Here is a 14,136-nt window from a genome sequence, read left to right as displayed (position 1 = left end):
AAAAAAAAGATGAATTGTTTAATAGTTACTCCTAAATGATACTCTAAGTATTGGAAAGCTCACCATGAGTGAGGAAATTAATATTATTTGAACTAGTGAGGTTAAAATGAATAACTCATTACTAAAAAAGCCAATGATTACTTAGTGTGATGTATTTTGAACGCGGATACATCACCATAGAATGCGTTCTATGGTAAATATAAACGAATTAAAAGGTTTAGTACCATGAATCAAAAGCATTGGTCAAAATACGAGCTCCTTCATGAGGTTGTACAAAATCCCAATATCCATATTAAAGGTAAGCATAGTTATTATAGTGACTGCTGGGATAACGGGTTTGAGCGGTCAGTTGTGCGTTATCTACAAGGTGATGAACAAAGCCGAGATTGGCAGCTAGCATGGAATGTTGACCAACTTTATATCGGTGATTATGTCTGTATTGGTAGCGAAGCTGTGATATTAATGGGAGGGAATCATACTCACCGAATGGATTGGTTTTGCTTATATCCTTTTCTTGAATTTATTGAAGAAGCTTATGTAGGAAAAGGCGACACAGTGATTGGCGACGGAGCCTGGGTTGGCATGCGAGCCTTTATCATGCCCGGAGTTAAAATAGGTGAAGGAGCTGTAATTGCTGCTAATAGTGTAGTGGTCAAAGATGTCGAGCCTTACTCCATTGTGGGAGGGAACCCTGCAAAGCCGATTAACTACCGCTTCTCACACGATGTAATTACTGAACTATTAGCATTGAAAATCTATGATTGGTCGGAGGATAAATTTACCGCATTAAAGCGGTTTATTTGTGGATCAGATTTTGTGGCATTAAAAAATGCCAGTCAGGAATATGATCAGCGATTGATTGGTTAATTTTACTTATTGATGGGTATTCTGTGGAATACCCTTTTTTAATACAAAACTATTTTTCTTCTGTGCGAATAAACTCAACTAAAGTCGGTGCGGCTATTCTTTGATAATCTTCTGTATTTAAAATAATAGAGCGCTCTAATGTACCGGCATTAAAAGCTAGTTCCTCAAAACGTTCAAATAATAGTGGGTCAGCAATTAACTTTAAGTTAGGGTGAAAACTAAAAGGCGGAATAGCCCCGAACACACATTGAGTGAGCTCATCGACTTCCTTTGGGCTTGCTAAAGATGCGCGGGTTCCACCAATGGCTGTGGCAACCTTATTTAAATCAGCCTGTTTATCAGCAGGTAAAATTGCCAGTACGTGTTGGCGGATCCCATTTCCTTTTACATGGCATACTAGTCCTTTTGCCCCTTGCCCAAGCTGCGTGCCACGTATTTTTGCCACTTCTTCTGATTTCCCTGCTGTGGGGTGCTCCATCACACGATATTTTGCATTATTTTTATCAAGTAACTGTGTGAGTTGCATAAAAATAGAATTTTCAGACACTGTTTTTTCCCTTTAAAACCACATCAATAATAAGAAATGATAACAAGTTAATTAAGAGATACAACCGTGAAATATAGCGAGCCAAAAACATAAATTTGGGAAATATTATAAATTGCATATCAGATGCGGTTTTTAACTATATTGTTAATCTATTCTTGGGTTTTATTGTCATATCTTCTGGTGGATTAATTATTCAAAATAAAATCAATGAGTTATTTTTTCTTTTTTTTATTATGGTTGAGAATACATCTTATTAAGAATTGAGTTTGATCATTTACGCTGCATTGTATTATCGGTAATATAAAATTTTATATAACGAAAAGATAATATGACTCGTAAATTTAATTTATATCTCATTATGCCGCTTATTGCAGGGATCGCACCGTCTATTGTTGCAGCACAAGTTTCTGAGCAACTGGCTAAACCTAAGCAAGATAGAATGTTAGTCACCGCAGCGCCAAGTGATGTAACCATGGAAGCACAGGCTGGTGCTGGCTTTTTCACATCGCAAATTGATATTGGCCCATTAGGCAACCGTGAGTGGATTGATACGCCGTATTCTACAACCACGATTAGCCGCGAAATGATTAATAATCAACAAGCTAAAAGTTTGAGTGAGTTATTGAAATATGCGCCAAGTACACAAATGCAAGCTCGTGGAGGGATGGATGTAGGGCGTCCACAAAGCCGAGGCATGCAAGGTGGCGTGGTGACGAATAGCCGGATTGATGATCTGTATATGGTGTCAACAACGGCATTTCCCGTGGAAATGTTGGATAGAGTGGACATTATTAATAGCTTGACGGGAGCATTGTATGGCCCTGCAAGTCCCGCAGGGCAGTTTAATTTCACCACAAAACGCCCTGAGGATATTCAGCGTTTTTCTTTAGGTTACCAAAGCCGTAATGCCTATAGTGGCCATGCTGATTTAGGCGGTTATTTTGATGCTGATAAACGTTTTGGATATCGCCTTAATTTGTTGGATGAAGAGGGAACAGGCAGCCTTAAAGAGAGCACATTACGCCGTAAGTTAGCCTCTGTGGCGCTTGATTGGAATATTCAACCGGGTACACAGTTTCAGTTTAATGCCAGCCACTATAATTTTGTGCAAAAAGGCTATGTGGGTAGTTTTAGTTATGGCTCTGCTATTAAATTACCAAAAGCACCTAATCCACAAGATAAAAATTTAGCTTTGCATACCGCAGGAAATGATTTAACCACTGATACCGTTAGTACTCGATTAATTCATGATTTTAATGAGGATTGGACACTAAAAGCGGCAATTGGCTATCAGCAGGCGGATAGAGCGATGCGTACGGTGACCAGTACCATTCAAGATAACAATGGGAACATTAGCCGCTCATTAAGTGATTCCCCCGCATCGGGACGTTTTCGTGTGTTGAGTAATTCAGTGGTAATTAATGGTCATGTAGACACAGGCTCTATTGGTCATGATTTATCATTAGCAACAAATGGCTATGTTTGGTCGATTTATAGTGCAAAAGACAAGAGCGTGAGACGCGATTTAGGGCAAACCAATATGCACCGCCCGTCGCCAATGGAAGAGCCATCGGATGGCAAAATTCATACGGGAGGTTCACGTTATAAATCAGCTGAAAATAGCCAACAAAGTATCACTATCGGTGACACAATCACGTTTGATTCACAATGGTCAGCCATGTTTTATCTCAGCCAAAGTTGGATTGAAAGCCGTAGCTTTGATAAACAAAACCACAAAACCAGCCAGACCAATGACCATGGTCTCAGTCCTCAAGCAGCATTGATGTATAAAATCACTCCTCAAGTGATGACTTATATTAGCTATGCTGATTCGTTAGAAGAGGGGGATACCGCACCGATGAATCAAAACCTGAAAAATGAAGGGCAGACTTTAGACCCTTATCGTAGCAAACAATATGAATTGGGTATTAAAGCCGATGTAGCCGATTTAAACCTTAGTGCTGCAGTATTCCATTTGGAGCGGCCATTTGCCTACGCGGGGGATGACAACGTGTTCCGCAAACAAGGTGAACAAGTAAACCGAGGGCTAGAGCTCACGGCAACCGGCCATGTTTGGCAAGGGCTAAATGTCTATAGCGGCGTGACTTTCTTAGATCCAAAACTCAAAGATACCAAGTTAACGACAACGCGTGATAAACGTGTTGTTGGTGTGCCGAAAGTTCAAACGAATATGTTAGTGGAATACAGTTTACCGACGATGCCAGAACTGGTGTACAGCGCTAATGTGCACTATACAGGAAAACGAGCCGCTAATGACACTAATACTAGTTGGGCAGGTAGCTACACAACATTGGATTTAGGGACTCGTTATAGTACAAAAATCAATCAAGTTCCAACGACGGTCAGATTATCCGTCAATAACGTAACGGATGAGCGCTATTGGGCTTCCATTTTTCCATCAGGTATCAATGGAGAAGGGAAAGGGGGAAGTGCTTTTTTAGGTTCAGGCCGTGAAGTTCGCGCAACGGTTACGTTTGATTTCTAATTATAACAGTCTAGGAGTATGCCGTTTTACGTTAAGGTGAAACGGCGTGAAAAATATGAGAAAAACCATTTTTCTGCAATCGGTCATTTTACTGTTTGGACTACTAATGAGTAGCGCAATACAGGCGAAGACAGATAACCCCGAATTGCGTATTGCAACACCGTGGCCAGCACAAAATACTATTATTATGATGCTAGGTTACGGTGAGCAAATTGTCGGCACATCGATGATCGCGAAAAAAATTCCATTATTTCGCCAAATGTTACCCAATATTGATGATGTTCCAGTGATCAGTATTAGCAATCAATTAAGCCCAGAACAAATCATTTCATTACGTACGGAGTTACTGTTCATTGCTAAAGGAATGGAAGTCCCACAACGTGATTTATTAGAAAATATAGGGGTGAAAGTGGTTGAATACCCAGCGAATTCATTAAAATCGTTACAAGAAAGGGTTCAAGCCACAGCAAAAGAGCTGGGCCCTGATGCGCAAAGTAAAGCTATTGAATATCAACGCTATTTTGACCGTAATATCGTATTAGTTAATGAACGACTAAAAGGGCTCACTGATGCAGAAAAACGGACGGTATACCACAGTATGGGGAACGTGTTATTTACGTCTGGCCGCCCATCATTAAATCAAGATTGGATGGATTTAGCAGGGGCAAAAAATGTGGCTGAGACTTGGTTTTCGGATAAAAAAAATAATTCAGGTGAGGTCTTGTTGGAAAGCATTATTACTGCGAACCCTGATGTGATTGTTGCGATGAATAAAGAAGATGCCAATATCATACTCACATCTCCTCAATGGAAAGCAATTAGCGCGGTAAAAAACCAGCAGGTATATGTGAACCCAAAGGGAATGTTTTGGTGGTGCCGAGAAACGTCAGAGGAGGCATTGCAGTTTCTGTGGCTAGCACAAACACTGTACCCAGAGCGCTTTGTGGATATCGATATGAAACAAGAAACGGCTGATTTCTATCTGAAATTCTTTGGTATTTCATTGAGCGATGCGCAAATCGATAATATTTTGCACCCATAAAATAAAACTGCCAGCGAGGCTGGCAGCCTGTTATTTATTGATGGCGCTCTTTTAAACGTTTGATTATCGTGCTTAAATCTAGCTCTTGGTCTTGTAGTAAGACTAATAAGTGGTACATCAAATCCGCGGCTTCGTTAGTCAATTCAGCGCGGTCATTAACGGTTGCCGCCAGAGCGGTTTCAACACCTTCTTCACCCACTTTTTGAGCAATACGTTTAGTACCGCTAGCATATAAACGCGCGGTATAGGAGCTTTCAGGAGAAGCGGTTTTTCGCTCTTTGAGTAATGTTTCTAACTCAAATAAAAAGCCCCAGTCACTTTGTGCGGGCGCGAAGCAGCTTTGTGTACCGTTATGGCAAGTTGGGCCATCCGGCAGTGCGAGAGCCAGTAGCGTATCACTGTCACAATCAGGGTAGATATCCACCAAATTTAGAAAATGATTGGAGGTTTCGCCTTTCGTCCACAAACGTTGTTTTGTACGAGAAAAAAAAGTGACTTTACGGCTGTCTAAGGTGACTTGCAATGCTTCTGGGTTCATATACCCAAGCATTAGCACGTCACCTGAAACGGCGTGTTGTACGATAACAGGCATCAGGTTATCGACTTTTTGCCATGCAAGTTGGCTGCATTGTTCTGTGGTTAACATACTCTAATTTGAACTCCGTTTTCGGCTAGGTATTGTTTTAAGTCACCGATATTAATAATTTGTTTATGAAATACAGAAGCGGCTAAAGCACCGTCAACACCTGCGTCAGTGAAGGCATCAAGAAAATGCACTTTTTCACCTGCGCCGCCAGAGGCAATCAAGGGCACTTGGCAGACTTCACGGACTTTTTTGAGTTGTTGTAGATCATACCCTTGGCGTACACCATCTTGGTTCATCATATTTAACACAATTTCACCCGCGCCACGTTGTTGTACTTCTTTTACCCAATCAAGGGTTTTCCACGTGGTTTGTGTGGTACGTTTTTCATCGCCAGTAAATTGGTAAACGAGATATTCACCTGAGCTTTCATCGAACCAAGTGTCAATACCGACAACGATACATTGTACGCCAAAGCGTTCAGCTAACCGGCTGATTAATGTAGGGTCGGATAATGCCGGGGAGTTGATGGAAATTTTATCTGCGCCAAAAGACAGAATTTGCGCGGCATCGTCAACGCTTTTAATCCCACCTGCAACACAAAAAGGAATATCAATCACTTCGGCGACTTTGGCAACCCAGCTTTTGTCTACCACTCGGCCATCAGAAGAGGCGGTAATATCATAAAACACCAGCTCGTCTGCGCCTTCTTGGGCGTAGCGTTGTGCTAATGGAACAATATCACCGATGATTTCGTGATTACGAAATTGGACACCTTTAACCACTTGCCCATCACGGACGTCTAAGCAAGGAATTATGCGTTTTGCCAACATTTGATTGCCTCCGTAACGGTGAATTTACCTTCTAATAGTGCACGACCAACAATCACGCCAGCTGCACCAGATGGCGGAATAGCCGCGATATCATCTAGATCGCCAATTCCCCCTGATGCCTGAAAGGCAATATCAGGGAATTTTTGGCTAATTTCTTGGTATAAATTCACATTAGAACCCGCCAATGTTCCATCTTTGGAAATATCAGTACAAAGGACGTGTTTTAAGCCATAAGGGCGATATATTTCAATGGCTTGCTCTAAGGTTAAATTTGAATTCTCCTGCCAGCCGCTAATGGCAATTTCTTTTACGCCTTTGTCATTAATTCGTACATCTAACGCAAGTACAATGGCTTCCCCACCATAGGTTTCAAACCATGTTTTGACTAGCTCCGGTTTGGTCACTGCCGTTGAGCCGATGACGACACGGGTCGCTCCGGCTTCCAGTAAGGCTTTAACATCTTCTTCGGTACGAATACCACCACCAACTTGTACGGGAACACTCACGCCAGCTAATAATTTTTTGAGCAGTGGAATTTGGCGTTTTTGCGGGTCTTTCGCACCCGTTAAATCCACGAGGTGCAATAGTTTTGCCCCTTCTTTTTCATATTGCTGCAAACGTGGGAGTGGGTCATTGCCATAATCAGTTTGTTTGGCGTAATCCCCTTGATGCAATCGCACCACAGTGCCATCGATTAAATCTAATGCGGGAATGATCATGGTAATTACATCTCCAAAAAGTTTTGAATCAAACGTGAACCTGCTGCGCCAGAACGTTCTGGATGAAATTGGACACCATAGAAGTTATCGCAATTCACGGCACTGCTAAACGGATTGCCATATTGCGTTTGCGCGATGGTATTGCTGGAAATAGGCATCGAATAACTGTGTACAAAATAGAAATAGGCATTATCAGGGATATCCCTAAACAAGGGGGTTCCTGCTAAGGCTTTGACTTGGTTCCAACCGCTATGAGGAACTGGAAGCCCATTGGCATCCATTTTTTGTACAGGGCTATCAATTAACCCCAGTAGTGGCACTGTAGATTGGCCTTCTTCACTAAAAGAGCCGAGTAGCTGCATGCCTAAACAGATACCTAACACCGGTTGGGTAAGTGCTTTGATTAACGGAACTAATTCACGTTCAGTGAGCTTTTCCATGGCTGCGCTAGCAGTACCAACTCCCGGCAAAAAGACTTTGTCAGCTTGTAAAATAGTATTGGTATCACGGCTCACCACAGGGTTATAGCCTAGGCGTTTCACCGCATAAGCCACGGAGGCTAAATTTGCACAGCCGGTATCAAGGATGACAACGTTCATTACAGAACCCCTTTCGAGCTAGGTAACGTATCCCCTTCAACACGAATTGCTTGGCGCAATGTGCGGCCGAAAACTTTAAACAAACTTTCGGCTTTGTGGTGATCGTTTTTCCCTTTGGTTTTCAGGTGTAATGTGCAACCCATGGCATAGGAAAGTGAGCTAAAGAAGTGCTCAATCATTTCTGTGCTTAAGTCACCGACGCGTTGGTATTTAAACTCGGCCTTGTATTCAAGGTGCGGGCGACCTGAAATATCCAGTGCACAGCGCGCTTGGCATTCATCCATTGGCAGAACGAAACCAAAACGTGCGATACCGCGTTTATCACCCAGTGCCACTTTCAATGCTTCACCTAGTGCAAGACCGGTGTCTTCAACCGTGTGGTGGTCATCGATAAATAAATCGCCATTCACTTCAATGTTTAATCGGAAACCGCCGTGAGTCGCGATTTGGTCTAACATGTGGTCAAAGAAGCCTACGCCAGTGCTAATTTTGCTGCCGCCTTCTTGGTCCAGCCACACTTCAACTTGGATATTGGTTTCTTTTGTTACACGCTTCACCAGTGCATGGCGGTTGCGTTTGGTTAATTGCTGGGTGATAGCTTCCCAGTCAAGTTCTGTTGGGTTATAACGTAACCCTTTGATACCCATATTTTTAGCTAATTGAATATCTGTTTCACGGTCACCAATCACATAGCTGTTTTCGCTGTCTAATACGTTGCTGTCTAAATAGCGCTCAACTAACTGCAATTTAGGTTTACGGCAAGAGCAGTTATCTTCGGGCTTATGTGGGCAAATTAACACTTCATCAAATTTAACGCCTTGGGACTCAAATACCTGCATCATTAAATTATGAGGGGGTTCGAAATCTGCTGTTGGAAAGCTATCGGTGCCTAAGCCGTCTTGATTGGTTATCATCACTAAACGGTAATTGGCTTTTTGCAGAGCAAGTAAGCTAGGAATAACTGCTTTTTCAAAGGCGAGTTTACTTAAACTATCAACTTGAAAGTCAGTTGGCGGCTCGGTAATTAATGTTCCATCACGGTCGATAAATAAAATTTTCTGGCTCATGAATCATTCCTAATTAGCAAAGTGCTGCAATAGCTTCAATAACACGGGTATTTTCTATTTCTGTCCCAATAGTAATACGCAGGCAATTAATGAGACCGGGTTGTTTACTTTGGTCACGTAAAATAATGCCTTGGTCCCACAGGGCTTTAAAGACTTTATTTCCATCAGTGAAACGCACCAAAATATAGTTGGTTTCACTTGGATAAACATGTTCAACCACTGATAAGTCGCGTAGCGCTTCACGAAGTGCAATACGGTTTTCTGTTACCGTTTCTACACGGCTTTTCATCGTCTCGATACCTTGGGGCTCAAGGGCTTGAGCTGCAATCATCGCAACAGGGGTTGATAACGGGTAAGGGGCGATAACCTTTAATAGCACTTCAATCACTTCAGGGGATGCTAAAGTAAAACCACAACGTAAACCTGCTAATGCAAAGGCTTTGGATAAGGTTCTTAAAATTACCAAGTTTGGGTATTGTGCTAACCAGTTTGCCACACTGTATTGTGGGCAGAACTCAATATAGGCTTCATCGACAACGACTAATGCACGGCCTGCAGCCATATCTAGCACTTCGCGTAAATCTTTATTGTCGATGATATTGCCTGTTGGGTTATTTGGGCTGCAAATATAAATCAGTTTGGTATTGGATAGATTTTCACGGATCGCGTTAACGTTTAATGCCCAGTCTGGCAACGCCATGATTTTCTTTTGTTCAACACCAAAGGTTTCTGCACTGACGCTGTACATGCCATAGGTTGGCGGGCAAAACATCACCGCATCTTTCCCCGGCTCACAAAATGCGCGGATTAACAACTCGATGGACTCATCGGCCCCACGGCAAACTAGCACTTGTTCTGGTTTAACTTTGGCATAAGCTGCATAGTTATTGATCACCGCAACCGGTTGGCATTCAGGATAACGGTTAAGGTTGCGTTCACTGAATTGGTAATCAGGTGCAATTGGGTATTCATTGGCATTGAGCCAAACGTCGCCATTTCCCCCTAAACGTCGTGCAGACATATAAGGCGTCATGGTTTTAACATTTTCACGTGCAAGACTGGCGGCATTAAATGGTTGGCTCATGACTTACTCCTGATTTTGTTTTTTTAGTTCGTTAACGCGTAAGGTAACGGCATTTTTGTGAGCGGTGAGTTGCTCTGCTTGCGCTAAAGTTTCGATGGTGTTGGCTAAGCCTAATAAGCCTTGCTGCGACAGTTTTTGCACCGTCATTCGCTTCATAAAGTCAGCGAGGCCAAGGCTTGAATAGGTTGCAGTATACCCGTAAGTGGGTAATACGTGATTTGTGCCTGAAGCGTAGTCTCCTGCAGATTCGGGTGACCAGTCTCCGACAAACACGGAACCTGCGCTAGTGATAGAATCGACTAGGTCATCGGCATTGCGTGTTTGCAGTATTAAGTGCTCAGGGCCATAACGGTTACTAATTTCAACGCATTGAGCGATGGAATCAGCAATGATGACACGGCTGGCGCTCAATGCTTCTCGAGCAATTTCTGCACGTGAAAGTTGCGCTAATTGTTTTTCTGTTTCTTCGATCACGCGTTGGGCAAAGTTTTCATCGTCAGTTAATAAAATAACTTGTGAATCAGGGCCATGTTCCGCTTGTGATAGTAAATCAGATGCGGTAAATGCTGGGTTTGCACCGTTATCAGCAATGACTAACACTTCGGAAGGTCCCGCAGGCATGTCAATAGCGGCTCCATCATGGTTTTGACTCACTTGGCGTTTTGCTTCAGTGACATAGGCATTACCAGGGCCAAAAATTTTATCAACCGCAGGAATACTTTGGGTACCAAATGCCATTGCAGCAATCGCTTGCGCACCGCCTACTTGGAAAATATCACTGATGCCACACAGTTTCGCTGCATACAAAATCTCATCGGCAATAGGTGGGGGCGAACACAAAATAATTTTGCGACAGCCTGCGATATTCGCAGGGGTTCCCAACATCATGACCGTTGATAACAGGGGAGCAGACCCCCCCGGAATATATAAACCGACCGCATCTATTGGGCGTGTGACTTGTTGGCACACGACGCCTGCCTGTGTTTCTACTGTAATCGGAGTGGGTTTTTGGGCTTCGTGAAAACGACGAATGTTACCAATGGCGGTTTTCATTGCTGTTTTGATTTCATCACCAAGACGAGCCTCTGCCGCGTTAACAGCATTTGCAGGTACACGCACTGTTTCGATTTCAGTTTTATCGAAACGACGGCTCAGTGCTTGGAGGGCAGCATCGCCCTCGTTACGGACTTGGTCAATAATTTGGCTAACCGCAGTACTAATGCTACCAGAAGCCGCTATTGCGGGGCGCATTAATAAAGCGCTTTGTTGCTCTTGGTTACAAGCCGACCAGCGAACAGGTTGGTTAAATCCCATTTTCATGACGGCTTACTCCATCATTTTTTCAATTGGCAGGACAAGAATAGAGCTTGCCCCTAAAGCTTTGAGTTTTTCCATAGTTTCCCAGAACAGCGTTTCTGAGCTTACCATGTGCATCGCCACACGGCTTTGTTCGCCTGCTAACGGTAGAATTGTTGGGCGTTCAGCACCTGGCAGCAAGGCAATGATCTCTTCCAGTGTTTCACTTGGCGCGTGCAACATGATGTATTTGGATTCACGTGCTTGGATAACACCTTGGATACGGGTCATCATGCGGTCAATAAGCTGTTGTTTTTCCGGCGACATCTCGCCATCACGTTGAATTAAACAGGCTTTAGAGCGATAAATAACTTCCACTTCTTTTAGGCCGTTTGCTTCAAGTGTTGCACCTGTAGAGACGAGGTCACAGATAGCGTCGGAAAGGCCAGCACGCGGGGCAACTTCAACTGAACCATTTAACAGGCATGATTTAAATTGAATGCCTTTTTGGTCGAAATAGCGTTTTAACAAGTGAGGGTAGGAAGTTGCAACGCGTGAGCCATTTAAGCACTCAGCACCGGTATAGTTGAAATCTAATGGGGCAGCGAGAGATAAGCGGCACCCACCGAAATCAAGACGACGCAGGGTTTTATACTGCGGGTTTTCCCCTTGAGCACGGCGGTTTAATAACTCTTCTTCAAGAACGTTTTCACCGATGATCCCTAAGTCAACGACACCGTCCATGACCAGCCCCGGAATATCGTCATCGCGAACGCGGAGTAAATCAATAGGCATATTTTCTGCATAAGCAATCAAACGTTGTTGTTGTAAATTGATTTTGATGCCACAGCGAGAAAGCAATTCTCTTGATTCTTCACTCAGACGGCCTGATTTTTGTATTGCAATACGTAAACGTGATTTATCCAACATGACTTTACCCTTATCCCTTTTAAATTTTTTTGTTTAGTAACTCTTTGTTCAAAAATAAAAAAACCCTCGGAAGATTATCTTCCGAGGGTTCTCTCAATTCGCATTTCAGCCACCGGAAGATTCGTTGAACGTCTTCCAGCACACATCGCCCGAAAGACTAGTCAGGATGATGGTGGTGATGATGGTTGCGTGAAATACGATTCATAATGTCTTCCGTTCTGTTATTTAAGTGAATGACTAAACATTCATTGTGCTAACTAAATACTCATTGGTATTCAACCTATCCGATTTCCCCCTATGAATGCAACCTTTTTTTAAAAAATAACCAATAATAATTAGTTGTTCACTTTTTATAGTGATAAATCTCTCAGAAATTGTATTCGGAAGTTTTATGGTTTTCAGCTACTCTGTGATTAATTTCAGCTGGTTGGTCGATTAAGGAGCCATTGTATGAAAAAAGTCACTGTCATCGGATTAGGGTGGGTTGGGTTACCACTCGCCCAAGCCTTATTGTCTCAAGGCATTCATGTGGTTGGAACTAAAACGACACCAGATGGTATTGAAGCCGCTCAAGCGGTTGGAATTGAGTGTTATGCATTGAAATTAACCCCAGAACTTGAATGTGATGACGACGATTTAGCGCAGTTGATGGAACAAAGTGATGCTATCGTTATCTTGCTTCCGCCCTCTAAAATTAATACCGAATACTATGTGATGGCGATTGAAACACTGGTGAATAGCGCAATAGCCTTTCAGGTGCCTAAAGTTATTTTCACGTCATCTACTGCGGTTTATGGGGAACAAAATGGTGAAATGACCGAAGACAGCCTATTGGATGGGGTGACGGATTCGGCTAAAGCCTTGGTGGCGACAGAACAGTGGTTGCATCAGTTACCGAACATATCGGTGGATATTCTGCGATTAGCGGGATTAGTCGGTGAAAAACGCCATGCAGGGCGTTTTTTAGCGGGGAAAACCGGGGTGAAGGGGGCAAACCAACCTGTGAATATGGTGCATCAAGATGATGTGATTGCCGCCATTTTATTATTGCTCCAGCAACCGCAAGGGGGACATATTTATAACCTCTGTGCGCCAGTCCACCCAACACGAGCCGAATTTTATACTCATGCAGCACAATCTATCGGGTTAACCCCGCCTCAATTTATTGAAGAGAAGAATACGTTAGTGGGGAAAACCATTAACGGTAATAGAATTTGCCAAGAACTCGGGTTTGAATACCAGTACCCAAACCCAAGTTTGATGAATATGACCCTGTGATTATTTAATCGGGATCATGACAATTTTTTGGAACGCAGGGCGTGTGGTCAGTTGCTGGTACCAGCGTTCCAAATTGTTAAATTCGGGGCGTTCAGTGACAATTTCATGCCAAGGGTAAAATAGTGGTGCGATAGCAATGTCAGCGATACCAAATTTATCACCACTGAAATAGGCTTGGTTAGCTAATGCATTATCAGCAATGGTTAGTAACCGATTGATATTGCCATAAATAATTTTAGCTTGTTCTGGGTCTCTATCCGCTTCTGGGACACGAACAATTTTGTTCATCATCTGTTTAATGTGGTCGAATAAATTAGCACCACTCCAATCCATCCATTTATCTGCGGCAGCTCGTTCTTGTAGGTCTTGTGCGAGCAATAAGTGAGAATGATCAAACTTTTCCGTAAGGTAACGTAAAATCGCATTCGATTCCCACAGCGCAAAGTCATCATCCTGTAGAGTTGGAATTGTGCTGTTTGGATTCATTTTTATATATTCAGGTGTATCTAGCCCACCAAATGGGCCACCCACATCTTTTTGATTGTAAGCGATATTTAATTCTTCTAAGCACCAAAGTACTTTTTTGACATTGGAAGAGTTGACGCGTCCCCAAACAGTTAACATGGCAGTCTCCTAAATTGATTTTTTGGCATCGACCATGGTTAAGATAGATTAAATTTACTCAGAGGCAAATGTTTATTTGTTATCAGTGGCCTCAGTGAAATTAAAGTCTTATATTAGGTCTAGTTATCAAATTTTGTCACAGCGATGGGTTCTCGTTTAGT

General features: G+C 42.8%; 14 protein-coding genes and 1 other annotated feature. Of the genes, 4 read left to right on the top strand and 10 right to left on the bottom strand.

Translation table 11 applies throughout. The annotated features are described in order from the left end of the window. Positions 1 to 225: 225 nt before the first annotated feature. Entirely contained in the window at positions 226 to 867 is a 642-nt protein-coding gene (locus tag FVA72_RS15405; protein WP_110591381.1) for a CatB-related O-acetyltransferase, read from the top strand. Between the two features lie 49 nt (positions 868 to 916). Here the strand turns inward: FVA72_RS15405 and FVA72_RS15400 are convergent, their stop codons facing one another. Next, positions 917 to 1,393 carry a YbaK/prolyl-tRNA synthetase associated domain-containing protein gene (locus FVA72_RS15400; protein WP_110592564.1) on the bottom strand — a complete coding sequence of 159 codons (477 nt, stop codon included), beginning with the start codon at positions 1,391 to 1,393 and terminating at the stop codon, positions 917 to 919. Positions 1,394 to 1,742: 349 nt separating this feature from the next. On the opposite strand from FVA72_RS15400, the gene FVA72_RS15395 reads away from it, so the two are divergent. Continuing rightward, the gene (locus tag FVA72_RS15395) at positions 1,743 to 3,920 is read left to right on the top strand and encodes a TonB-dependent receptor (RefSeq protein ID WP_110591382.1); all 2,178 of its coding nucleotides are present in this window, start codon (positions 1,743 to 1,745) and stop codon (positions 3,918 to 3,920) included. A 67-nt stretch (positions 3,921 to 3,987) separates the two neighbouring features. Then, positions 3,988 to 4,962 (top strand): ABC transporter substrate-binding protein, encoded by a 975-nt coding sequence (locus FVA72_RS15390; RefSeq protein WP_405029974.1) that lies wholly within the window; start codon positions 3,988 to 3,990, stop codon positions 4,960 to 4,962. 34 nt (positions 4,963 to 4,996) lie between these two features. On the opposite strand, the gene hisIE is transcribed toward FVA72_RS15390, so the two are convergent. The 8 genes from hisIE to hisG are packed head-to-tail and all read right to left on the bottom strand — an operon-like array spanning position 4,997 to position 12,073. After that, complete coding sequence (gene hisIE / locus FVA72_RS15385; protein WP_004256466.1) at positions 4,997 to 5,608, bottom strand: bifunctional phosphoribosyl-AMP cyclohydrolase/phosphoribosyl-ATP diphosphatase HisIE; 612 nt, start codon at positions 5,606 to 5,608, stop codon at positions 4,997 to 4,999. Beyond that, a complete protein-coding gene (hisF, locus tag FVA72_RS15380) occupies positions 5,602 to 6,378 on the bottom strand; it encodes an imidazole glycerol phosphate synthase subunit HisF (RefSeq protein WP_094960647.1) in 777 nt (258 codons plus the stop codon). The genes hisIE and hisF overlap by 7 nt, the downstream gene beginning before the upstream one ends. Continuing rightward, the gene (hisA, locus tag FVA72_RS15375) at positions 6,360 to 7,097 is read right to left on the bottom strand and encodes a 1-(5-phosphoribosyl)-5-[(5-phosphoribosylamino)methylideneamino]imidazole-4-carboxamide isomerase (RefSeq protein ID WP_096864148.1); all 738 of its coding nucleotides are present in this window, start codon (positions 7,095 to 7,097) and stop codon (positions 6,360 to 6,362) included. The genes hisF and hisA overlap by 19 nt, the downstream gene beginning before the upstream one ends. A gap of 5 nt (positions 7,098 to 7,102) precedes the next feature. After that, positions 7,103 to 7,696, bottom strand: coding sequence for an imidazole glycerol phosphate synthase subunit HisH (gene hisH / locus FVA72_RS15370; RefSeq protein WP_110591383.1), 594 nt, complete (start codon positions 7,694 to 7,696; stop codon positions 7,103 to 7,105). Beyond that, positions 7,696 to 8,763, bottom strand: a complete 1,068-nt coding sequence (gene hisB, locus FVA72_RS15365) for a bifunctional histidinol-phosphatase/imidazoleglycerol-phosphate dehydratase HisB (RefSeq protein ID WP_110591384.1) — start codon at positions 8,761 to 8,763, stop codon at positions 7,696 to 7,698. Before hisB ends, hisH begins: the two co-directional genes overlap by 1 nt. Before the next feature lie 13 nt (positions 8,764 to 8,776). Next, positions 8,777 to 9,847: a histidinol-phosphate transaminase gene (gene hisC / locus FVA72_RS15360; protein WP_004256456.1), complete on the bottom strand. Its 1,071-nt coding sequence runs from the start codon at positions 9,845 to 9,847 to the stop codon at positions 8,777 to 8,779. A gap of 3 nt (positions 9,848 to 9,850) precedes the next feature. Then, positions 9,851 to 11,167: a histidinol dehydrogenase gene (gene hisD, locus FVA72_RS15355; RefSeq protein WP_110591385.1), complete on the bottom strand. Its 1,317-nt coding sequence runs from the start codon at positions 11,165 to 11,167 to the stop codon at positions 9,851 to 9,853. Positions 11,168 to 11,173: 6 nt separating this feature from the next. Then, positions 11,174 to 12,073: an ATP phosphoribosyltransferase gene (hisG, locus tag FVA72_RS15350; protein WP_004256451.1), complete on the bottom strand. Its 900-nt coding sequence runs from the start codon at positions 12,071 to 12,073 to the stop codon at positions 11,174 to 11,176. 54 nt (positions 12,074 to 12,127) lie between these two features. Further along, positions 12,128 to 12,255 (bottom strand) — a sequence feature (His leader region). 268 nt (positions 12,256 to 12,523) lie between these two features. On the opposite strand from hisG, the gene FVA72_RS15345 reads away from it, so the two are divergent. Further along, positions 12,524 to 13,351 (top strand): SDR family oxidoreductase, encoded by an 828-nt coding sequence (locus FVA72_RS15345; protein WP_110591386.1) that lies wholly within the window; start codon positions 12,524 to 12,526, stop codon positions 13,349 to 13,351. Here the strand turns inward: FVA72_RS15345 and FVA72_RS15340 are convergent, their stop codons facing one another. After that, positions 13,352 to 13,975, bottom strand: a complete 624-nt coding sequence (locus FVA72_RS15340) for a glutathione S-transferase family protein (protein ID WP_004256447.1) — start codon at positions 13,973 to 13,975, stop codon at positions 13,352 to 13,354. Positions 13,976 to 14,136 lie beyond the last annotated feature (161 nt).

This window comes from Providencia sp. PROV061, assembly GCF_011045655.1.
GTDB lineage: Bacteria > Pseudomonadota > Gammaproteobacteria > Enterobacterales > Enterobacteriaceae > Providencia > Providencia hangzhouensis.
Note: the sequence above shows the minus strand (reverse complement) of the source record. Positions and strands in the feature narration are given on the sequence as shown.